Annotated in this window: 19 protein-coding genes; 5 read left to right on the top strand and 14 right to left on the bottom strand. The window is 70.8% G+C overall.

Features of this window, described 5'->3' with window-relative positions; all coding sequences use genetic code 11:
• Positions 1-172: 172 nt before the first annotated feature.
• A complete protein-coding gene (locus tag A6A27_RS37525; RefSeq protein ID WP_073839410.1) occupies positions 173-475 on the bottom strand; it encodes a hypothetical protein in 303 nt (100 codons plus the stop codon).
• Positions 476-646: 171 nt separating this feature from the next.
• Between A6A27_RS37525 and A6A27_RS37520 the strand changes: the two genes are divergently transcribed.
• Positions 647-1,666, top strand: a complete 1,020-nt coding sequence (locus A6A27_RS37520) for a hypothetical protein (RefSeq protein ID WP_073839409.1) — start codon at positions 647-649, stop codon at positions 1,664-1,666.
• 89 nt (positions 1,667-1,755) lie between these two features.
• Positions 1,756-2,115, top strand: a complete 360-nt coding sequence (locus A6A27_RS37515) for a hypothetical protein (RefSeq protein ID WP_073839408.1) — start codon at positions 1,756-1,758, stop codon at positions 2,113-2,115.
• Between the two features lie 71 nt (positions 2,116-2,186).
• Here the strand turns inward: A6A27_RS37515 and A6A27_RS37510 are convergent, their stop codons facing one another.
• The 9 genes from A6A27_RS37510 to A6A27_RS37465 form a co-directional block, all read right to left on the bottom strand.
• Entirely contained in the window at positions 2,187-3,317 is a 1,131-nt protein-coding gene (locus tag A6A27_RS37510; protein ID WP_073839407.1) for a DUF4314 domain-containing protein, read from the bottom strand.
• 133 nt (positions 3,318-3,450) lie between these two features.
• On the bottom strand, positions 3,451-4,554 hold the full coding sequence (locus A6A27_RS37505) for a C40 family peptidase (RefSeq protein ID WP_241825641.1): 1,104 nt from the start codon (positions 4,552-4,554) through the stop codon (positions 3,451-3,453).
• Positions 4,551-5,045 (bottom strand): hypothetical protein, encoded by a 495-nt coding sequence (locus A6A27_RS37500; protein WP_073839406.1) that lies wholly within the window; start codon positions 5,043-5,045, stop codon positions 4,551-4,553. The genes A6A27_RS37505 and A6A27_RS37500 overlap by 4 nt, the downstream gene beginning before the upstream one ends.
• Before the next feature lie 67 nt (positions 5,046-5,112).
• Positions 5,113-5,940: a hypothetical protein gene (locus tag A6A27_RS37490; RefSeq protein WP_241825640.1), complete on the bottom strand. Its 828-nt coding sequence runs from the start codon at positions 5,938-5,940 to the stop codon at positions 5,113-5,115.
• Positions 5,941-6,029: 89 nt separating this feature from the next.
• Positions 6,030-6,665: a GGDEF domain-containing protein gene (locus A6A27_RS37485; protein ID WP_073839405.1), complete on the bottom strand. Its 636-nt coding sequence runs from the start codon at positions 6,663-6,665 to the stop codon at positions 6,030-6,032.
• A 97-nt stretch (positions 6,666-6,762) separates the two neighbouring features.
• A complete protein-coding gene (locus tag A6A27_RS37480) occupies positions 6,763-7,590 on the bottom strand; it encodes a MarR family winged helix-turn-helix transcriptional regulator (protein WP_143194382.1) in 828 nt (275 codons plus the stop codon).
• A gap of 456 nt (positions 7,591-8,046) precedes the next feature.
• Positions 8,047-8,877: a hypothetical protein gene (locus tag A6A27_RS37475; protein ID WP_198940626.1), complete on the bottom strand. Its 831-nt coding sequence runs from the start codon at positions 8,875-8,877 to the stop codon at positions 8,047-8,049.
• Positions 8,878-9,421: 544 nt separating this feature from the next.
• Complete coding sequence (locus tag A6A27_RS37470) at positions 9,422-10,372, bottom strand: replication-relaxation family protein (RefSeq protein ID WP_083673180.1); 951 nt, start codon at positions 10,370-10,372, stop codon at positions 9,422-9,424.
• Positions 10,373-10,625: 253 nt separating this feature from the next.
• The gene (locus A6A27_RS37465; protein WP_083673179.1) at positions 10,626-13,139 is read right to left on the bottom strand and encodes a helicase HerA domain-containing protein; all 2,514 of its coding nucleotides are present in this window, start codon (positions 13,137-13,139) and stop codon (positions 10,626-10,628) included.
• A gap of 462 nt (positions 13,140-13,601) precedes the next feature.
• On the opposite strand from A6A27_RS37465, the gene A6A27_RS37460 reads away from it, so the two are divergent.
• A complete protein-coding gene (locus tag A6A27_RS37460; protein ID WP_241825639.1) occupies positions 13,602-14,462 on the top strand; it encodes a YwqG family protein in 861 nt (286 codons plus the stop codon).
• A 291-nt stretch (positions 14,463-14,753) separates the two neighbouring features.
• On the opposite strand, the gene A6A27_RS37455 is transcribed toward A6A27_RS37460, so the two are convergent.
• Together A6A27_RS37455 and A6A27_RS37450 are read right to left on the bottom strand one after the other, a co-directional pair.
• Positions 14,754-16,526 (bottom strand): VirB4 family type IV secretion system protein, encoded by a 1,773-nt coding sequence (locus A6A27_RS37455; RefSeq protein ID WP_073839403.1) that lies wholly within the window; start codon positions 16,524-16,526, stop codon positions 14,754-14,756.
• Positions 16,523-17,497, bottom strand: coding sequence for a PrgI family protein (locus A6A27_RS37450; protein WP_073839402.1), 975 nt, complete (start codon positions 17,495-17,497; stop codon positions 16,523-16,525). The genes A6A27_RS37455 and A6A27_RS37450 overlap by 4 nt, the downstream gene beginning before the upstream one ends.
• Between A6A27_RS37450 and A6A27_RS37445 the strand changes: the two genes are divergently transcribed.
• Entirely contained in the window at positions 17,497-17,754 is a 258-nt protein-coding gene (locus tag A6A27_RS37445; RefSeq protein ID WP_274534624.1) for a DUF5372 family protein, read from the top strand. The genes A6A27_RS37450 and A6A27_RS37445 overlap by 1 nt on opposite strands.
• Positions 17,755-17,887: 133 nt before the next feature.
• The gene (locus A6A27_RS37440; protein WP_073839423.1) at positions 17,888-19,930 is read left to right on the top strand and encodes a recombinase family protein; all 2,043 of its coding nucleotides are present in this window, start codon (positions 17,888-17,890) and stop codon (positions 19,928-19,930) included.
• Positions 19,931-19,983: 53 nt separating this feature from the next.
• On the opposite strand, the gene A6A27_RS37435 is transcribed toward A6A27_RS37440, so the two are convergent.
• Positions 19,984-20,904: a hypothetical protein gene (locus A6A27_RS37435; protein ID WP_073839400.1), complete on the bottom strand. Its 921-nt coding sequence runs from the start codon at positions 20,902-20,904 to the stop codon at positions 19,984-19,986.
• Positions 20,905-20,906: 2 nt separating this feature from the next.
• Positions 20,907-21,284 (bottom strand): pilin, encoded by a 378-nt coding sequence (locus A6A27_RS37430; RefSeq protein ID WP_073839399.1) that lies wholly within the window; start codon positions 21,282-21,284, stop codon positions 20,907-20,909.
• Between the last annotated feature and the right edge of the window lie 846 nt (positions 21,285-22,130).

Genomic DNA, 22,130 nt, shown 5'->3' with positions numbered 1-22,130 from the left:
CGGTGGCGGGCGCGCCCTGCGGCAGGGTCGGCCCGGCAACCTCCGTGAAGTGCTCACATCAAGCAGAGGCAGCCCGCCGTAGGGCTGCCCGATCGGGTGTCGCCGCCACCAGGCGACGACAAGGAACGCAGCCAGCGTCGGATCGATCAAGTCGACCCGGGGTTGGGGCTGGCTACCGGCGGCGGAGAGTGACCTCGCCGCGTGGGCGGCGGGAAATGCCGATGGTCAGGCCGAAGACACTGCCGTCGGACAGCTCCAGCCACACACCGCGGTCGAGGGTCAGCACCCCGGCGTCGCGGTAGACGCGGGCGGACGTGATGGTCACCGGGGTGCCGTCGGCGAGGGTGAGGTGGGGCAGGTCGGCGTCGTCGCAGAGCTGGTCCAAATCGGCGGTGGTGAGAATGTGCGTCACGAGGGCCTGCAGGATCTCCTCGTGGGCGTACTCGCCGAACTCCTCGGCGCGGTCATCGAACATGCTGATGCTCCTGGTTGTGAATGGTGTCGTTTCCGATGTCGCCCTCGACAGGCGCCGGAGGCGGCGTGGTGGCGGGCGCTCTGTTCGCGGCCGGCCTGCCTCCGACGGTGGGCGTCTGCTGCGGGTCGAATCGGCTGGCGTTGGGATGGGATCAGGTGATGAGGTATCGGCGTGAAGGGCTGGAAGGGCCGCCGGCGGAACGGGAAGCAGACCGTCCGCAGGCTGCCGACGTGGGAACTCGACGAGGGTGTGCCGGTCGTTCGGCCTGACCGCTGTGACGTCCTCGTGTCGGCGTCGGTTGGACCTGCCGGTGACCTCGTGGCGCTGTGGTCGACAGGACAGGACGAGGCGGCGCTGCGATCGGTCACCACCCAACCCGGCTGGGCCAGCTTTCCTGACCCCACGGCCGCCCGACCCGTGGCCGCCCGGGTGAGCAGGCAGGCGGGGAACATTGCCGATGTCACCCCGTTGACCGGGTTGACGGTGGCCCACCCTCTGGTCCAGCCACTGCCGCAGGGGCGGGTACTGGTGGTCGGGGCCCGGTGCCGGTGGCGGGCCGACGGCCCGGATCGCAATGCCGTGGTCTACGACAGCGACGGACACGTCGAGGCTCGGGCGACGCTCGGTGACGGCATCGAACACGTCTTCACGACCACCTCCGGGGAGGTGTGGGTGGGGTACTTCGATGAGGGCGTCTACGGAAACTACGGCTGGGGCGACGCCGCTCCGCCGATGGGCAACAGCGGGTTGGTTCGCTTCTCACCTCAGCTGGAGCCGGCGTGGCGGTTTCCGTCCCACGTGGACAACGAATGGGATGCGATCGACGACTGCTACGCCCTCAACGTCACCGACGATGCGGTCTGGACCTGCTACTACAGCGACTTCCCGATCGTGCAGATCCGTGGCGATTCGGTCACCGGTTGGCGTAACCAGGTCACCGGGGCGAGGGCTCTGGTGCTCAGCGGCACCCGGGTCGGATTGCTCGGCGGATACGGGCCGGATCGTGACCGGTTTGTCGTGGGTGAGCTGGCGGGCCAGGCGATGCGCGTCGTCGGCGAGTACCGCCTCGTGCTGCCTGGTGGAGGCCCGCTTCCGGCTCATGTGACGGTGATCGGCCGCGGAGCGGTGCTGCATGTGGTCACCGCCGACTACTGGTACCAGCTGTCTGTTGATGGCGTCCCGGGGCAGTGAGCTTCATCGTGGGGAGCGGGCGACACGCCACGGCGCATGCTGTTCAGGCGTGCTTCGTCACGACGAGCTGTTCGCCTCTAGTCTGAGGCATGCTCGAAGCCGGTAGCCGCACGCGCAGCCAGCCACCCCCACCGGCCATCGTCTTCGAGGCGCTCACCGAGCCTGACCGCGACCCGGCGCGTCCCTGGCTGCGGCTACTCGACGACGAGCAATCGCCGCAGATCCTGCAGGCCAAGCAGCCGCGCCTGGTCGTCTGGTCGTCGCTGTGGCCTAGGCGACCGGATGCTCAGGTGCGTTTCGACCTGATGTCCGACGGTGGAGAAGGCACGCAGCTGCGTTGGACGCTGCTGGTCGCCGAGCCGTTGCCCGACCCGTCGCTGCTGGGACACCTACGCAAGCGGCTCAACGAACTGATCAACGCGAACCTCCGCTACACATTCGGCCAGTAGACAGACCCACAGCTTCGGTAGCCAGCAGACGGCGCACCACGATGAAACTGCTCAATGAGGCGGGGAGCCTGTCAGGCAGCCGATGGCGGGTCGGGGATGTGCCCGGCGATGCGGTCGCAGTCGTAGGGGTGCACCGGCAGCCAGGTCCAGGCGCGGCCCATCACGACGTACCGGCCTTCCGCGTCGGGAGCGAGGCGTTCGATGGCGTCCGGGTCGTCGTGCACGCGGGTTTCGTCGGCGACGATGACGTCGCCGTCGAAGCACAGCCGCCCCATGGACTGGTCGACCATGCGGTCCAGGCGATCCCCGGTGACACCCTCTGCTGCGAGCTGTTGCCGGTAGCGGTCGCGGGCGGTCTGCTGGTCGGCGACGATCGCCTCGGCGACCTCGCGGGTGCAGGTGAACACCCCCCACCCGTTCCACGTCTCGATCAGGGTGCCGGCGAACCCGACGGGGATCCGCATGTCCCCGGCGCTGTTCGGCGTCCACGCCCAGTCGCCTGCGAACACGCCGGGCCCGCCCAGGCGCACCCGATCCGGGTACACGTGGCGCAGGTCCCGGTCGTCACCGTGCGGGTGCAGCACGATGCGGCATTGCCGGGCCGCCTCGGCTTCGACCGCCTGGTCGAAGCCGTCGCACCACGCCCACCGCGCCCGGTCCCGCTGCCACCCCCGCAGCTCCTCCCACCTGGGGGCACCGGGCGGGGCGTGCTCGGCGTAGCGGGTGGCACCCTCAGCGAGGTCGTCCCGGTCGGCGGCCGGCAGGTCGTCGATGTCCAGTCCGGCGGCTTCGATGTTGGTGAGGATCTTCCGTGCCGTCGCCGTCACGTCGCCGGTGGCCCGTCCGCCGATCGTGTCCTGCGCCCACCATTCGGCCGCAGCCCGGCCTGCTTCCGCGCCCGCCTCGCGGAGGGCGTCGAGCAGCCGCTCCCAACCGGCGTCGCGTAGCCGGCGGACCCGGTCGCCTGCGTTGAGGAGCATGGACAGGCTCGAGCCGCTGTCCCACTGCACGTTGAGAACCTGCTGGTGCGGGTCGTAGCGACGTACCGTGCCCTCGTCACCGGGCCGCAGCCGCGTGTGCGGGTCGCTGGTGGACTCGAGCGCGATCCGCTCTCCGGGCTGGTAGGTGTCCGCTGCCGAGGCGGGTCCCGGACCGCGGTTGTCCGGACGTGCTCGACCGGCGTTGTCGTCTGAGCTGGTCATGGTCGTTTCCTCTTCTCGTGGTCGTCGGCGGGCGCTGCTGCCGCCGCCGTCAGGTTTCGTTCGGGTGTCGGCGGCCCGAAATCGGGCTGCGTGGGCCGGCCGCCCGCAGCTGGCCTGCGGGGTGCCGAAAGGTTCAGGGGACGATCCGGCGTACGGCGGCGAGCTGGCCGGCCCACGCGGACAGGCGGCTGATCTTGACGACGTCGCCGCTGTGCGGGGCCTGCACGATCAGCCCCTGGCCGAGGTACATGCCGACGTGGCCGGGGCGGGCGGGCGTGCCGCGGCTGCCGGGGATGAACAGCAGATCCCCGGGCCGCAGGTCGCGGTAGTCGGCGACCGGGGTGCCGGCGTGGACCTGTTCGCTGGTGGTGCGGGGCAGGGTGATGCCGGCGGTCCGGTACGCCTGCTGCATGAGGGAAGAGCAGTCGCACTGGCGGGCGGGAATCCCGGAGTGTGCCGCGGTGCAGTCCCCGCCGAACGTGTACGGGGTGCCGAGCTGCGCCACGGCCCAGCCGATCGCCGTCACGACCGGCAACGGTGTGCCCGGCGGCAGGGTGAACCCGGCGGGCAGGGCAACTTGCTCGCCACCGGGTTGGCCGTCGCCTGCGTCGAACAGGCACAGCGGGTTGCTCATCGCCTGCTCCAGGTCGCCATCGACGGGTCCGGCGGGGGTGCCGCCGGTGAGAACCCGGACCAGGGCGATCGCGTCGTCCTCCCATTTGGCGTAGGCGCCGGGGTAGGCGGAGCGCTGCACTGCCTGGGCGGCGTCGGTCAGCGCCATGGCCTGCCACCCGTCAACGGCCAGCAGCGCCTGGTAGAACTTCCCGGCCGCGTAGCCGGGATCCCGCAGTTTGGCCGCTGTTCCCCAGCCTTGCGAGGGGCGTTGCTGGAACAGGCCGACCGAGTCGCGGTCCCCGCCGGGCAGGTTGCGCAGGGTGGATTCCTGCATGGCGGTGGCCAGGGCGATCACCCAGCCCCGCGGCGGGACCTTGAGGTCCGCGCCGACGGCGACGATCACGGCGGCGTTGGCCGTCTGCTCGCTGTCCCACCCGCCGGCGCGGGTGGGTGGGGAGATGGTGAGGGTGGGCAGTAGCGGCTGCCCGTCCGGGCCGACCGCGCTGTAGCAGGCGGCCGACGCGGTGCCGCCGCCGGTGAACAGGGCACCGGCGGCGCCGGCGCACAGCACCAGTACGGCGATCACCCCGGCGGCGATCACGGCGAGGGCGCGGGCGCTCACCGTGCTCCCGCCGCTGGTCGCGACCCGTATGGCTGCTCGGCTCGGTCGGCGGCGCCCGGGTGCAGGCAGTTGATTAGGTAGTAGGTGGCGACGTGGGTGCCGTGGCTGGTGTGCACGGCGATGGTGTCGGTGTTCGCTTCGATGAGGTAGATCCATTCGGTGTCGAGGTGCCTGGCGTGGCACAGCGGGAACACCGTGACCGGCTCCGGCGGGTCCACCTCGGAGCCGAGGGTCATGCCGACGCCCGGCACCGGACGCTGCCCGGTGAATGGGGAGAGCGTGGTGGCGGTGATGTCTGGGTCGAGGTACTCCCAGTCGTGGGCGAGGATCGCGGTGATCAACGCGGCTGCGTCGTGGTGGGCGTGGCCGGCCCAGATCGCGGCCAGGGTCGGTAGCACGACGGCCGGGTGGCCGTCGAAGAGCACGAACCGGCCGTGCACCAGGTGCGGGTTCTCGGGGCGGGTGGCGCCGATGTAGCAGTGGGTGCGCACAGGACAGGACTCCTTCGGCAAAAGGGGCGACGATCGGGCAGCGCGAGGGGCGTCACGGCTGGTCGGGCTAGGGTGTGGGCGGCCAGGTGGCGGGCTTGGCGCGCCAGCCGAAGATCGGGTCGGTGGTCTCGACGGATCCGCAGCGGGTGCACTTGGTGTAGGTGTCTTGGCCGTAGCCGGCCATGGAAGGCATCTCGTCGGAGGTGATCTCGTCGACGGCGCCGCAGACCTGGCAGCGGATGGACTCGCCGTCGGGTCCGCGCACGCTGAAGATCGGCTCGTCCGGCTCGGTGCGGAGGCGGGACGGGTGCGGTTGTGGCGTGCCCTCGGCGGTCCTGGTCTCGGTGTAGCGGGCGGTGGCGGCCAGCAGGGCGACCAGACCGGGGTAGGTGGCGGGGAGGTCGCCCAGGTTGGGGGTGTCGTCGACGAGGATCAGCGGGTGGTCCTCGCCGCGCAGGTGGGTGAGCTGGTAGACGCGTCCGTCGGTGTCGACGGCGTCGACGCGGCGGGCCTGTCGTGGCTGGCCGTCGCGGGTGTGGATGTCGTCGTAGCAGGCGGCCCAGGCCACGAGGCGCGCGTCCGGTGTGGTCGCGCGGATCCGGCTGATGATCGTGTCGAGGGTGGCCTGGTATGGGGTGGGTTCCGTGGGGTTGGTCAGCCCGGTGGCGAGGCGGTGCAGCAGCGCGGGCAGCCCGGCCGGGTCGGCGAGGAGGTCGTCGGGGTGCGGCGGGAACTCCAGGCTGCGCATCGCGCGCCGCCGCTTCGGCGAAGTGGTGAGGAGCCAGTCGTGGACGAGCAGCAGTGTCGGGGGCTGACCCCATCCCATCTGGTCGGCGTCAGCGTCCGCAGAGACGAGGCAATCGGTAAGGGCGCGGACAGTGTTGGAGGACAGCACCAAGTTCTCCTTGCAGGGGTGGACAGGCGAAAGGCCCCGCAGCCGGGGCGGCTGCGGGGCCCTTGAGATGTGTGGTGGGAGGTGCGGGGTCAGCCGTTGTGACGGCTGCGGCTGCGGATGGCCGGTGTGCGGTGGGCCAGGTACTCGCGTACGCCGCCGTCGACACGTTTCGCCTCGTACATGGCGGAGTCGGCCTGGCCGAGTAATTGCCGGGTGCTGGTGTTGGGGTGGTGGGTGTGGGTGTAGCCGACCGAGGCGGTCACCTGCAGGTCACCGTTGACGACGCGGATCGAGTCAGCGGCGATCACCTGCCAGGCGGCCTCCGCCGCGGCGGCGATGTCTTCGCGGTCGCCGGTCACCAGCAACGCGAACTCGTCGCCGGAGAGCCGGGCCGCGAGCCCCACCGGGGCGGGGAGGCTGGCCAGGCGGCGGCCGACCTGGTGGAGCAGGTCGTTGCCGACCTCGTGGCCGAGGGTGTCGTTGACGGTCTTGAACCGGTTGAGGTCCAGCAGCACCACACCGATCGGCGCGTTGTTCTCCAGGGCGGCGCGCAAGCGGGTGAGGAACAGCCGGCGGTTGGGCAGGCCGGTGATCTCGTCGTGGGTGGCCTCGTAGCGGGCCATCTGCAGTTGTTGTTGCTGCCGCCAGAGCAGGGCGGCGGCGGGGGCGAGACCGGTAAGGATCCCGCCGACGGCGATGGCGATCGTGTGCAGGATGGAAGACACTTGAAACGCTCCTTGGGTAAGAAGGAGCACCGGGGGCGGGCGTGGAGCGGCCAAACTTCGACGCCCGCCCTCGGGCTGCCTGACAGGTGGCCGGCGGCTATCGGCTGCCGGTGGTGGGGGCGAGCTGGAAGGTGGCCGGCTTTTCCACGGTCTGCACGGCCTTGCCAGCGGCGACGAGCTTGACCACCGCGTTGACGACCGCGCCCGCGCTGGCCCTCTTCGCGCCGCCGCCTTCGTTGGCGGCGTCGATGAGCTTGCACAGCTCGCTGGTCCTGTACTGCCGGTCGGGGTGGGCTTCGAGGATGTCCAGCACCGACCCTCGCAGGGACCCCTTCGCCCGGCGGCCGCCGGCGGTTGAGATGACTGGGTCCTCGGACCGGGCGGCGGTGTCCTCGGTGCCATCGGGCGTGGAGGCAGGCTGCTGGCTTTCCCCGTCGGTCGCGGCCACGGGTTCTTCCTCACCGACGAGCGGTGTGGATGCCTCCGGTGGGGCGGTCGTGTCGCTGGCGGAGGTCGGGGGTTCCCCGTGCGCGGGATTCTCGGGCCCCGGCGTGGCCGGTTCCGCGGGTGGCTCCGCGATGTCGGAGACGTCGGTCGGGTCGTCGTCGGCGACGTCGCGGGCGGTCTCCGCCGGTTCATCGGGCAGCATGTCGGGCGGGGTGTCGTGCGCCGGCGACGCAGCCTGGTCGGTGCCGGCGGCGGCGCGACCGGCGTCGGTCAGCCGCCACACGGCACGCTTGCTCTCGGTGTGGATGCGTTCGGTCTGCCCGGTCTGCTCCCAGGCGCGCAGCTTTGCCGTGGCGGTGGAGTAGCCGAGGCCTGCCTTGTCCGCCACGTCGGCGGCGGTGGCCTCGCCGAGTTCCGCGAGGGCGGCGAGGACCTTGAACATCGCGTGGGCGGGCACGGGCTCTGGTGCGTCGGTCATGGGCATCTTCCTTTCGTGTGAGGTCAGCACTGATCCACGCTTCGAACGCGGCGCTGATCAAGTGCGATGACCGGACCTCGGGACACACCTCGAGATTCGGTACGGCGGGTCCGGTCCGCCGCTGGGCGTAGAGCGGTTTTCCGGGAGCGAGAGATGGCTGGGTGGAAGAGGGAAAGGGCGGCCTGTTGCCGGCCGGGCTCGGACCGCGCGCCCCGGCCCGGGGGGCTCGGCGACTGTCGTTCGCCGCCTAGGGCAGGCTTCGAGCCGGGCCCGACAGCCGGAGGCTCGGGCGCAACCAGCCCGGCGGCACAACGTTGCCGATGGCCGGGCGGTACGGAAAGCCGGCAGTCGATCCGCCGCATGAGGCGGAGCGGCAGGCCGTGAGGTTGGGATGGAATCGTCGGGGCAGCACAGGCCTTTTCGGGTGTGAGGGGTGGTGTCCCGACCGGTCTGTGGTCAGCGGTGGTGCAGGTCGATGGCGAACAGCCGCTGGTCCTCGTCGAGCGAGTCCAGGTAGCGGGCCGCCTGCTCGAGGTAGGTGATCCGGTCGGCGAAGAACGCGCTGGCCGGTTGCATCCGGTCGCCGGTCTCGGTGAGGAAGGCGTCGGTGCACAACGCCCACAGGGCGTGGTAGTTGGCGTAGGCGGCGGCGCCGGCCTGGAACATCTCCAGGTCGCCCAGGTCGATCTGCCCCGGGCCGCGTGTCGCGGCGTTGTGCATGCGCATGGCCTGCACGCACGGCTGCCGGTGGAACTCGACGGTCGCGGTGTCCATCGGGTATCCCGACGGGTCGGACAGGTGCTTCTGCAGGAAGACAGGCCACGGGGTGGCCGCCTTCGTGCCCGCGACGACGTGGGCCCACTGCTGGTGGCGGACGCTGGCGCCGAGGTAGGCGCCGTGGCGCATGCCGGCCAGGTCGAGCAGGCGGATGGGCCCGCCGGCGCAGTACCAGGGCCCGGTCTTGGCCTTGCGTAGGTCGATGAGCTGCCGCCGCTGCCAGGGGCGCATGCCTGTGCGGGCCCAGTACCGGGGGCAGCTGGTGCCCGAGATGCCGAGGTGGCGTTCGAGTTGCCGGGTGGCGCTCAGCGCCTGGAACAGTTCCTCGGAGACGCAGACGATCATGGTGCGGACGACTGCCTGCGGGCTGGCCACGACGGCCGGGGTGGCCGTGGCGGCCGTCTTCTGAGGCGGGGCGGCGGTGGCGGTCCGGGTGGGGGCCGGCTTCGCCGGGAGGGTGGGCACACGGCTGCCGTGACGGGTCAGCGGGGTGCCGTTGAGAGTGGACATACACGGTCCTCCTTCAGGTGGGGCGCCGGGGCGCACGGGACTGACCGGCCCACCGGGTGCATGGGTCGGGGTCAGAGCGGAAGGGGACAGAGGGATGGTGCGGGTGGTTGGTGCGACCTCGGAGGGTCGCCGCGCGGGCGCGTGCTGACCGGCTGGAGCGGGTGGGCGTCGCGTACCGCGGGGTGCGGCGAGGGATCCCTGAGGTGGGACCGAACCGGGTGGAGCGATATGTGAAGCGATATGTGAGGTGTGGTGTTGCCGAAACGATAGGGGTTGGATCTGTCAGCGGCTTTCGCCTCGGGAAGCCGCCGATAAGGGCGTTGACCTGCGTTGTTAGGCGATGGGGGTGGCTGCGGCGGTGATTGAGGCGTGTGGTCTGTCAGACCGGCCGGATCTGACAGCGGAGCCGCTCGTCTGACAGATGCCCTGGGCAGGATCACCGCCCGAGGCTCTCCGCTGCGCCGGCCCCGACGGTGGGACGGTCAGGTTCCGGGGGCGGTGACCTGCCCTGTTAGACCGCCCATGCTGTGGGGCGGGTTCGGTGTCAGTCGTTGTCGGGGTGGATGAAACGGTGCGGGTTGGTGGCGGAGTTGTCGGGCCCGTGGTCGCTGGGCAGCTCGTGCAGCCAGCGGCGCAGCCCCGGGTCGGTGGTCAGGGTCCAGGCCGGACCGGCGGGGTGCTCGTCGTGAACACCGGTGGCCACCGGCATGGCGGTGGGCACGCCGGCCAGGGCGCGCAGCAGGTTGCCTTCGCGACGGCGGCTGCGCACACGCAGCAGGACCGGGTAGCGGGGGCCGAACTCGGCGAGGCGTTCGTAGGCGCGCAGCTTGCGCAGCACGCGGCCCAGGTTCTCGGTGTTGTTGTCGTGTTCGAGGAAGAACCCGACCGTGCGGTCGCCGACGGACCAGACGCCGTGGGCGTCGGGGCGGATGTCGGCGGCGGCGTAGGCGGCGGTGGCGTGCTGCTCGGACCACCAGCGCAGCAGGTGCGCGTTCGGGTCGGTGCGGGTGTAGGCGTGCAGGTCGACGAAGAGCTGGTTGACGCCGAGCAGGTGGCGCAGCTTGTGGCTGCCGACGATGCGCTCGGTGCGCTCGATGCTGGAGCGCGACGGACGGGCCGTGGGCCGATCGGGGTCGGTGTAGGCGGTGGGGTGCAGCACGGCGCCGAGCGGGCCGAGGGCGTAGAGGTACTGGCCGGTGCCGGTGGTGATGTCCACAAACCGTGTGACGGCCTCGATGGAGCGCAGCGTCGCGAGGCGTACCAGGGCCGCCCGGCGTGACGGGAACAGGGCCTTGGCGATCTGGTCGGTGGACAGCAGGTAGTGCTCGGCAAGCCAGCCGAGCAGCGTGCGGTCGCGCAGGGTCAGCCGCCGCAGGTGTTCCAGGCGCTCCTGCCGTGAGGGGCGACGAGACGACTGTGATGGGGAGGGGTTGGACGAGGCCGGCGGATCCGGTTCGGAGGAGCCGGATAGCGAGTTGGAGGATTCGCTGGACATGTGCGGGATCCCTTCAGGGGAAGACGGAGACACCCCTCCGTTGGAGGGGTGTCTGGAATCTGCGGTGGCCGTGGTGACGCCGGGTCACCGCTGGTGTGCAGCACTGACAGACGTGTACGGGTGGGCGTGTTGCCGGCGGTGTGCGCAGCGGTGGTGAACGGGAGGTGAAGGGCTGATCGAAGGGGCTGTGCAGCCCGGATTCGGTGACGGTGACAGACGCGGTATCGAGGCGTGCCTGCTCGCGAAAGGACGTTCAGCGCTTTTCCTTGGCGCCCCTACCCCTGGTGGCCCGATTGTCGTCCGTGGGCTTCGACAAGCGGTCGACCAGCTCGTCGATGGCGCTGGTGTTCTGCTGGTCCGGCTTCCGCGCGACCTGTTCGCGGATCGCGGTGGACTCCCCCACGACCGGCCGGGGCGGGCGCGTCTTGAGGGTGAACGCCGGTGTCTGCCGGCCGTCGACGACGAGACGTGTCGCGGCGGTGTAGGCGTCGAGGTGGGTCAGGTCGTGCTCGTCGAGTTCCGGCAGGGTGTGGCGCGCCAGCACGCGGGCGTCCTCCGGCGCGCACGAGAAGTAGATCTTGTTGCGGGCGTTCGCGGAGACAGCGGCGAGCAGGTCCTTAGGAAACTGGGCGAGGTCCTGGTGGGCCAAGACCATCGAAAGCCGGTACTTGCGGGCCTCGGCGAGCATCGTGTCCAGGCTGTTGGCGAGGGTGAGGAAGTTCTGCGCCTCGTCGATGATCAGGCTGGCGTCGCGGCGCCGGTCGGGGGCGATACGGGCGCGGGCGGTGGCGGCCTGCCACACCTGCGCCAGGATCAGGGAGCCCAGCAGCTTGCTGGTGTCCTCCCCCAGCTGCCCCTTCGGAATGCGCACGAGCAGCGCCCCGCCGTCGAGGACCTTGCCCATGTCGAAGCTGGAGCGCGGGTAGCGCATGGTGCGCTTGACGAAGTCCCGCAGCAGGAACGCCCGCAACCGTGCCAGGACGGGGCCGATGACCTGTGAGCGCAGGGCGGGGTTGAGTTCGTCGTACCACTGCCAGAACCCGGACAGGCCGGCCGGATCGTCCAGGTCGACGGTCATCGCCGACCGGAACTGCGCCGAGTTGAGCAGGGGCGGGATGTGCTGAAGGGTGACGTTGGCGTGCCGCAACAGCGTCAAGCAGGCGACCCGCATGACGTCCTCCATCCGCGGTCCCCATGCCTTGGCGAAGATGTTCCCGAAGATCGACACCAGGTTGTCGACGACCAGGTCCGGGTCGTCGCCGGAGAGGGGATTAATCGCCGGCGGGTTCGGTTGGTCCGGATCGAAGATGACGAGACGGTCGGCGACAGAGGCAGGAAGCCGGTCGAGGATGTCCAGGACCAGGTCGCCGTGGGGGTCGATGACCACGGTGCCACGACGGGCCTTGATGTCATCGACAGCCATGTTGACCAACAGGGTGGTCTTGCCGGAGCCGGTGGACCCGACCACATGCAGGTGGTAGCGGGCGTCGGGAACGGACAGCGCGACACCGTGGCCGCCGACCTGCGCGTCGCCGATCATCTTGGTGCCACGCCCGCCGGTCGGGACAGCGACCGGCGCGGGCATGGACTTCGCCCGCGCCCGGTCCAAACCGGGGACGGCCAGATCTTGGGGCAACGCGGCGAGCGCGGCCAACTCGGGCGTGGAGGTGAGGAACCCGGCGCCGAGACGCCGCGACGCCAGCACGGCGGCGGGGGCCCGCAGGCGGGCTCGAGGGGTGAGGCGGTTGCGGCCGGAGTACACGGCGAACGCGGAGGCGATGGTGTCGGCGATGCCCCGCAGCCGCGGGTGCTGGTCGCCGCCGGCGCGGCGGCTGTCTTTGCCGACCGCGTAGCGGGTGGCGGTCTCCCAGAGCGGGTGGGAGGTCTTGTCGAGGATGGCGCGCACGTCGCGTTCCACCCCGGGGTCGCGGCGGCCTGCCGGTGCGGGCCGGGTCGTGGCGGGGCGGCCGGGGAGGAACGCCTCGATGAGCCAGAGCAGCGGGGCGACCGGGTTGATGGTGGGGATGGCGGTCTTGCCGGCACGCAGCCTGGCGGCGGCGCGTCGGGCGCGCAGGGCGCGGCGAGGTGCGGCGGGGCGGGCGAGGATCTGCACGCAGACGTACTCGTCGGCCTTGAGGTGGGATCCGGCGGACATCAGGGCGCGTAGCGGGTCGGTGTCGTGGTCGATGCGCAGGGGCAGCCACTCGGGCGCGGTGGGCAGCAGGTCCCCGCCCACCGCTGCCGGCACCTCGATCGGTATCGGCGGTGGCGGGCTGTCGTCGGTGGTGCAGGCCGCGCCGGGCCACGCCGCGCCCACAGCGGCTTCGACCGCGTCCGGTGGGACGGTGCCGGGTACCCACACGCTGATGAGCAGCCGCCGACCGGTCCAGGTGTACTCCCAAGCCACGTGCGGGCTGCCGTAGAGCCAGCGGCGGCGCCGAGAGGGGGTGAGGGTGCCGGCGAGGTTGGCCCACAACGCGGACGCGCTATGCGGGTCGACGTCGGGTGGCGGGGCGATCGTGACGAGTCGTGCCGCGTCGGCGTGGCGGCGGTGCCGCCACAGTCGCAGGAGGTTACGGGCGACGACGTAGGCGACGAGTGCGGTGGCCGCGACGACGAGTAACCACGGCCGCTGCGCCGCCCAGCCGGCGGCGCCGAGCATCCACCGCGCGGGGCCGGTCGCCGGCGTGGAGATGCCGATGTCCGGCCAGGACGGGCTGGGGACTGGCGCAGGCGACCAGGGTGAAGTGTTCAGGGGCACTGTCATAGGTCGTCTCCTTCGTCGTCGGGGTCGGCCACCTCTCCGGGCTTCGTTACGGGAGCTATCAAGAGTTGGCTGCGGTCGGTGGCTTCGGTGTGGTCCGTAGTCGGTGGCCAGTACGTCGATCTCTCGCGTCGCTCGTCGGCTGTACGGTCTGTTGACCGTTGGTCGGGGAATCCTGATCTGTCGCCTGTTTTCATGCCTTCCTGCCGCTCTCGTCGATCGTTGGAGGGTTGTAGGGCTGGCTGTCGTGCGTTCGTTGGGTTCGCCGCGTCGGCCCGGGTCGCTGCCCAGCGACGCACTTGCCGGCGTCCGATGTGGATATGCGAGCCGGATCCCAATCGAGGACTGGTGTTGCGGCCGGCTGACGGTGTTGTGGCTCGGCCAGCAGCGGGGTCAGGTCGACGGTGAGGCCGGGGCGGGCCAGCACCGACGTCCGTGTCGGCGTGCGGTGGCATGATGCTCGGCATGACCAGCCAGATCGATCTTGCGGCGGCGGCCCGTGAGCACCTGCCGGCAGACGTCGCCGACACGTGGTTGTCGCTGCTGCGGCCGGGAATTCGGCTGGTCCCTGCCGACGACGGTGACGGGCCTCCGGTCGGATACCTGGGCGGCGAGCCCGAACTGCCCGACGACCTAGCCTGGCCGGTCTGGGAGGGGCACGGGCCGTTGAGCTTCATCGCCTCCGTCGACTGCGCCGTGCTGCCAGGGGTGGCCACCGAGTTGGGGCTGCCGGTCGACGGCCGGCTTCTATTCTTCTATTTCAACGGCCAGTACGACGACGGTAAGGCGATGGTCTTCGCCAGCGATCCCGAGTCTCAGGCCGGTGCCCGCGTCGTGTACGTGCCTTCCGGCCGAGCCTGCACGGAGCGGGCGACCCCGGAAGGCATCGAACCCTACAAGCAGGTTTGGCTCGCCTCGCGTGCAGTGTCGACGGCGCCCTCGTACGACCATCCCGTCCTGCACGACGCGTTCGGGGACGGGTTCAGCCAGGTAGCAAAACCAGAGCATCCGCTTCGGCGCCGGGAGTTCTGTGCGGCGATCAGCTGTGGCGAGGGCCCGCTGCACCAACTCGGCGGGTACGCCTGTCCGGTGCAGGGCGATGTCGAGTACGAGGTCGCGCAGGCGGCACTGGGCGGCAGCGTCGACTGGCGAGACCAGGCGCTCGCGTCCGAGGCCGGCCGGTGGCTGCTGCTAGCCCAGTTCGACAGCGACAGCAACGCGAACATGATGTGGGGCGACGTCGGCATGCTCTACTGGCTCATCCGACCCGACGACCTCGCCGCCCGGCGATTCGACCGAGCCATGTTCACCTGGCAGTGCTGCTGACTGCGGTCTGCGGTCTGCGGGAGATCCACAGTCGATCGGGCTGCCCGTCGCGTGATTCCGGCTTCGTGGGCACCGAACACCATGGGCTGCGGTCGGCCGAGTCACGTCGGCCGAGCGCGCCCGGTTTCCCGCCAACCGGCGCGCCCCTAGCCTCACCCGCGGCGGCGGCCCGGCCGGCCCACCGACGCGGCCAGTAGGCCGGTTCGACGCGGATCCACCCGCCCGAAGTTCACTGAACTCCGGGTGCTCGCCCCACCCGTTGGGGGCAGGCACCCCAGAGCTCGGTCGGAATCACCGATCAGATTCCTCCAACTCCAGGCCAGTGGTGCACAGCTGGTGCTCCGCTTGGGAGGCGATGGCTTCGAAGCTGGTCCGGTTGGTGCCGGAGATCAGCAGGCCGGTGCCGACCCGTGCGGCGAGGAGAAGTCGGCGTTCGCCGGCGGTGAGCCCGAAGGCGTCGCCGATGGCGTCGATGGCCTGCGGGGCCTGCTTGAGCAGGATTTGGGTGGCGGCGTTGGCGACGACGGCTTGGCCGAGGTCGGTGCCGAGCAGGTCGGCGACGTCCTGGGTGATGACGGTCAGTCCGGCATGGCGTTTGCGGGCGGCCTTGGACATGCGGAACAGGAACCGGGCGCCTTCACCGTCGCGCATCAGCAGCCACGCCTCGTCCGCCACCACGAGCCGCCGCGCGGCCGTACGGCCGGGTGCGTCGACCTGCCGCCAGATCGCGTCGAGGGCGAGGAGGGTGCCGACGCCGCGCAGCTCGTCGGGCAGGTGCCGCAGTGACCACACCACGAGGTGCCCGTCAGGGCGGGTGGTGGTGGGCCCGTCGAACAGATGCGAGAAGGAACCCTCAACCCAGGGGGCGAGGCGGGCGGCGAGCTGACCGGCGGCGGGGCCGGTGTCGGCGTGCAGGCAATCGGCGAGGTCGCGCAGCAGTGGGGCGGGCCGGTGGTGGGTGGCCGGATCCGGGGTGATGCCCGCGGCCCGGTAGACGGCCAGGATCGCCCGGTCCAGGGCCGCCCGTTCCGCCGGGGGTGGCTGCTGCCCGAGCAGCACGCTGATGAGAGTGTGCAGGAACAGACCACGGCGGGTAAGCACATCAGGGCGGGAGTCACCTGCCGGCAGGTCCAGAGGGTTGACCTTCACACCGGGCATGCCGAGGCGGACCACGGCACCGCCGACCGCGTCGGCGAGGCGGAGGTATTCGTCTTCGGGGTCGATGACAGCGACCTGCACCTGCTGATAGAGGTTGCGCAGGATCTCCAGCTTCACGAAGTACGACTTCCCGGCACCGGAGCGGGCCAGGACCACGCTGTTGTGGTTCTCCTGGGCCCAGCGGTCCCACCACACCACCCCGCTGGAGTCGGGGTTCACCCCGTAGAGCACCCCACCGTCGGCGGGCGGGTCACCGGGCAGCGGCGCGGGCAGATCCGCGGAGGCGAGGGGGAACGCGGCGGCGAGAGCGGCGGTGTCCATGGTGCGGCGCACCTGCAGCGAGTCCGTCGCCAGGGGCAGGGTGGTGGTCCAGCCGGCCAGGTGCCGCCACGTGGCGGGCTGCACCTCAATCAACGTCGACGCGGCGGCCGCCTTCACCTGCGCGCACGCCTCGAGCAGTTCGTCTTCGGTACGGGCGTGCACGGTCAGGTAGAGACCGACGCGGAACAGCTTCGCCGCACCGCGCGCCAACCGTTGCGCGAGGTCCGCGGCGTCGTCTGCGGCGGCCTCCACGGACGGGTCGGGCAGCTTGCCCCGGCCGGCGTCCGCCCGACGGGACGATTCGAAGCGGGCCCGCTGGTTACGCAGCCGGGCTGCGGCGACCGGGGCGGGTAGCGGGTCGATGTGCAGGGCAAGGTCGAGCCGGCCCGGCCAAGACAACAGCGGCTCGAGCCAGGCCGGGCCAACCTCGGCCGGGTAGCCGGTCACCACGAGGGTGGCGGCGTAGCCGTCCCCGACACGCAGCATCCGCGGTGTCACCTCGACGGCGGCGGGGGCGACGGCAGCCGCCAGCCCGTCCGCCTGACAGCCACCGTCGGCAGGCTGGGATCGATGGCGCAGCTTCATAACTGTCGGCTCCTTCCAGGTCGGTGACGCTGATGAGGCGCGGTTGAGGTGATGACGGTGTCGGGCGCCGCGAGGCCACCGGGACGGGACGGCCGGTAGGGGTCGGCGGCTGCGGCAAGCGCCGCGGTGACCGCCGGCCCGTCGAGGGCGCGGGTGGTGACGCCGAGGCCGGACAGGGCGCGGACCGTGTCGTCGGCGCGCCGTCGAGCCGCGTGCTCGCCGCGCTCACCGGTGCTCGTGCGGGTGACGATGAGGACCTGCCGGCGCAGCGGATCCTTGCGCGCTGCGAGGTCGTCGAGGAAGCGGGCGTGGTCGCCGGCCGCGTCGGTCAGCGCCGGGTGCGGCAGCCGCATGGCTGCTTGGGCGAGGCTGCGGGCGGCTGAGTGCAGGTCGACCGGCTGCGCCGACACCACGACTTGCGTCGGGGTCGACAGGCTGTTGAGCCAGCGGCCGAAGGTGTCGACCAGGGCAGCCTGCTCATCGCCGGTGCGCAGCGCGAGGTTGACGTTCGTCGTAGCGACCATCGCCGCCCGCGCGGCGCCGAGTCGGATTTCCCCTCCGTCGTCGATGGCGTCGGCGGGCAGCTTCAGCGGCGCCGGCAGCATCACCTTCGCCGTCGGCGCCTGCACCCAGTCCGGTGTCTTCGACGTCGTGTCAGTTGTCGATAGCGCGCGCGGAGCCCGCGCGTGACGGACGGCGGCGAGCAGCCACACGTCCAATGGCAGGCCGTCGCGACGGCCGACAGCGACGCCGAAGACGAGTCCGCCGATGACGACGGCGGCGCCGACGAGCACCGGCGCGGGCACGACCTGATGCAGGGCCCGCCACGCGCCGTAGAAGACGAGGGCGGCGACGGCGAGGATAGCCAGCTGCCGGAACGTCAGCCCGTAGAGGAGTTTGTCGGGGGCGTCGACGTCGGCGGGGATACGAGCTCTATAGGGCTCGTCGTCGAAGTTCTTCTTCGGATTCATTGGTCGTTACGCACCCTTTCCACCCAATGACGGGTGAGGAGTTGCCGGTGTTGTTCACGGCCCGGATGAAGGGCGTCCTGGTATTCGTGTGCGAGATCGAGGGCGGCAAGCGGCGGATCTCGCTGCCGCAGTCGTGGACTGACCGAGGACCCGAGGCGACGCCGAACCGATTCGCCGTCGACGGGCTTACCGCCGCCCGCGAGCTGGTCGACGCTCTGGCCTCCCGGCTGCGCAACGCTTCCGGAGATGAGGAATAATGCTCTCCGTTGTGGACAGTGGATGGTCGGCGCGAACGGGGATGAGGCGTGGGCGCCGGCTGGAACCAGGTCGAAGCGGTGATGGCCGTGGCGAACATGGCCGCTGCGGTAATCCTGGCCCGGGCAGGTCGTGGTGAAAGCGACGTCGAAGATCACCGCGTCGCATCGGGGCCGCCTCGCGGTGGTGTACGTGCGCCAGTCGAGCGTGGTGCAGGTCCGGGTGCACGGCGAATCCACGACCCGGCAGTATGGGCTGGCCGCAACCGCAGTGGAGATGGGCTGGGCGCCAGGCGGAGTGTTGACCATCGACGCCGACCTGGGCGTGTCCGGCCGGTTCGGCGCGCACCGCGACGGGTTCACCGAACTGCTGGCCCGGGTCTGCCGCGGCGAGGTCGGTGCGATCTTTGGCCTGGAAGTGTCCCGGCTGGCGCGCTCGTCCGGCGAATTCGCCCGGCTGCTGGAGCTGGCCCGGCTCACCGACACGCTGCTGGTCGACGCCGACGGCGTCTACGACCTGTCGGATGTCAACGACCGCCTCCTGCTCGGCCTCAAGGGCAGCATGAGCGAAGCCGAGCTGCACCTGCTCACCGGCCGGCTGCACGGTGCGAAGCTGGCCGCCGCACACCGCGGTGAACTGCGCTCGCCCCTCGCGGTGGGTTACGTCTACGACGACGGCGAGGTTGTTTTCGACCCTGACGAGCAGGTCCGTCAGGCCGTGGAGGACCTGTTCGCCGAGTTCACCGCGACCGGGTCGGCGATGGGTGTGGTCAAGGCGTTCGCTGCCACCGGCCGTCTGTTTCCGCAGCGTAAGTGGGGCGGGGCATGGGACGGGCGGATCAAGTGGGGCAGGTTGACTCACTCGCGGGTGCTGCAGGCGGTCAAGAACCCGGTCTACGCCGGCGCGTACGCCTACGGGCGCAGCTACGACGCGCGCAAGGTGCACCCGGACGGGACCGTCGCCGCGACCAAGGTCAAACGCGCCCGCGCGGACTGGACGGTGCTCATCCAGGACCACCACCCCGGCTACATCACCTGGCAGCAGTTCCTCGACGTCGAGGCCAAGCTCGCCGCCAACAACACCAAGGCCGGCTTCCGGCCACCCCGTGAGGGGTCGGCGCTGTGTCAGGGGATCATCTTCTGCGGCATCTGCGGCGGCCGGATGGGCACCCAGTACGGCAGCGGCGGCCGGGTGAGCTACCTGTGCCAGCACAGCAACCCTCACCGCACGGACGCGTGCCGCGCCGTCGCGGCGGTTACCGTCGACGACGCCGTGGCCGCGCTGCTGCTCGACGCGGTCACCCCGCAGCAGCTCAAGCTCGCGGTCAAGGCCGCCGAGGAACTGACCGACCGCTACACCCGCAGCCACCGCGCCGCGGAACTCGCCATCGAACGCGCCCGCTACGAAGCCGACCGCGCCGAGCGCGCCTTCAGCAACGTCGACCCGGCCAACCGACTCGTCGCCCGCACCCTGGAAAGCAAATGGGAGGCCAAGCTCCAGGCGCTCGCCGACGCCGAAGCCGCCCTGATCACCGCCCGAGCGGCCCGGCCACCGCTGCCCGAACGCGACGCCCTGCTCGCGCTGGCCGCCGACCTGCCCAAGCTCTGGCACCATCCAAACACCCCGGTCCGTGACCGCAAACGGCTGCTGCGCACCCTGATCGCCGATGTCACCCTGCTGCCCGAGCAGCACAAAGACGAAGTCCGCATCGGGGTGCGCTGGCACACCGGCGCCGCCGACGAGATCACCGCCGGCCGGATCGGGCCCGGCCGCACCCCGGCAGCCGCACTGGAGCTGATCCGCCGCCACGGTGCCACCCACACCAGCGAACAGCTCGCCGAGATCCTCAACGCTGAGAGACTGCGCACCGGCCGCGGCCACCGCTGGAGCAAAGCCGGCGTCGCCCGCGTCCGCGGCTACTACACCATCAGGGCACCCCGCACCGTCGCAATCCAAAACGGCGAAATCAGCGTCAAACAAGCCGCCGCTGAGCTGGGCATTCCCGCCGACGCCATCTACAACTGGCTCGCCCACGACCAAGTCCCCGCCCGCCGCGGCCCCAGCGGACGCTGGTGCATCCCCTGGGACCCCGACACCCAAGCCATCTACCAGCGCAAAGTCGCCGCCTCGTTCCGCCTCAAGCCGAACCCAACCAGAAACGGAAACCGCGCAGTATGAAGCAGCCGTCGGCATCCGGGCCCGCCCCGCCTCGTTCTGGTCGTCGTGGCGGCTCATCGGCCCACCGCCTTCACCGCCCGGCCGAGGCCGGGCATCGAGCGGGTGACCTGCTGCACGACGATCACCCGCACCGCCGCGCCAAGCATGTTTACTCCGCGGCCGCTGTTGCCGGTGGCCACGTAGCGGCGCATCAGGGACGGGACCCGCAGGGTGGTCCAGAGCATGACCATGACGACGAATAGGTTGATCACCCCGCCGGGTTCGACCGGCAGGCCGAGCACGGGCAGCAGATGCTGCGGGTCGGTGAGCATCCACTGCCCGGCGTAGAGGGTGAGGCCCTGCACGACCGGCACTGCGAGGACACCGGTGTACGAGCGCCACCACAGGCGCGCCAGGGGGTCGGTCTGGGGCAGGGCGTGACAGGCCAGGGCGAGGGGCGCGGCGGCGGTGAGGACGAGGACGACGGCGAAGCGGACGATCACGCTGAACGCGGTGCCGGCGAGGAGGACGGCGATGATCGCTACGCAGATCACGAACAGCAGCACCGCCGTCGTGTCCTGCCCAGCAGTGATGTGGGTTTTGATCGCCCGCAGCGCCCCGTCGCTGCCAGCCTCGCCTGTGGTGAGCGCGGCGGTGAGGGCGTTGGCGAGGTCGATGAGCATGCCGCACCACAGTTGTGAGAAGTGCGCGGCGACAAATCCGACGATCAGCCTCGGGAGCAGGTCCTTGACGGTGTAGCGGGTGGTCTCGCTGCCACCGGCGGTCATGGTGAGCACTCCGGCGGCGAGGAAGGCCAGGACGAAGACGGTGTCCACGACGAGCACCGAACGGCCGGTCAACGCCTGCACCTGCGGCAGGCCGGTCACTTTCGGGGTGACCAGCAGTACGCTGCTGATCAGCCCGAACAGGGCGTCCAGGGCCGCGAGGATCGCCGTGGCTAGCCAGTCGAGGATCTGGTCGAGCAGCCAACCCATGGTCAGCCTCCGACGATTCCGCGGACGACCTGCAGCAGGACCGGCGCCAGCACGGCGAGGCCGTAGCCGATCAGCGCGTTCTTCAGCGCCCCCTTGGCCTTGTCGACCTGCGCCGGGTCACCCCCGGCGGTCGCCCAGTAGACGCCGGCGAGGACGAGGAACAGGGTGGCGAGCGCGGCGAGGATGCTCATCAGCCAGGTCTGCAGGTTGCCGATCACGACCGGCAGCGGATTCGGGCCAGCGTCCTTCGGCTCGGCTGGCGCGGCGTAGGCGGTGACCGGCGTGGACAAGAACCAGGCCACGGTGGTGGTCATGGCGGCGGCACGGCGAATGATTCGGGAGCGGATGAGGGCACGAAAACGTGCCGGGATGCGGGACATGGGCGTTTCACCTCCGGCCCCGGCGGGTGACGGCGGGGCGATAGCGGGCGGTCAGAGAAGTGCAGACCGCCGCCAGAGGGCGCGGACACGGACAGCGCCACGAACCGAGACCGTCCCCGGGAGGAGCCATTCCTCCCTTTGTCGGGTAGCGGTTGTTCGATGAGGTGTCAGCGCACCAAACTGCGCGGCACCCGAGACGTCCGGCACGCGGGCGGGCCGACACGATCCCGGCCCCCTGGCGACGGGCGGAGGCACCGTCCGGGTCCGGCCATGTGGCCGCCGTCGGGGGACTTCCGCACCCTCAAACCGGTCCCTGTCAGCTCTGGCGAACGCCCCGGGGGTCTGACCCGGAACTGACAAATCCCTCACGGGAGCCCTGGCCGGGTCTGACAGAGCAGCTCAGCCGCCACCTCACACCCGTGCCTTGCAAGATCTCGACTGTTGTCAGCAACCGTCTATGGCTACCGTGGACCTGCTCAGGCTGTCACCCCTTGGGCAGCCCAGACAAGGTACGTCGACCAACGTGGCTGCCCAGACGGCTGTGGGATCACCGCCGACAAGGCCATGGCGGGCCAGGCCGAAGCAGGGAGCGCGTCGACGTGGCCCCCTGGTGACGTCCGGAGCATCGGCTGCCGGTCGATGGATGGCAGCGACCGAGGGATTATGAGATCAAGATGAGCAAACCGGCGAGCTGCGCGGATGTGCTTCTAGCAGCGGAATCGGTTCTCGACATCTCACACCGCTCCCCTGCCTTTCGCCATCCTCTTGCGGACTGGATGCGGACCCGCACCCCTCCTGAACGTCTGTGGCCGGGGCCCTGTCTGCCAGGGTGAGTTGAGGCCAGCG

The sequence above is a fragment of the Micromonospora sp. CB01531 genome (genome assembly GCF_001905095.1).
Lineage (GTDB): Bacteria > Actinomycetota > Actinomycetes > Mycobacteriales > Micromonosporaceae > Micromonospora.
This window is presented reverse-complemented; position numbering and strand designations above follow the sequence as displayed.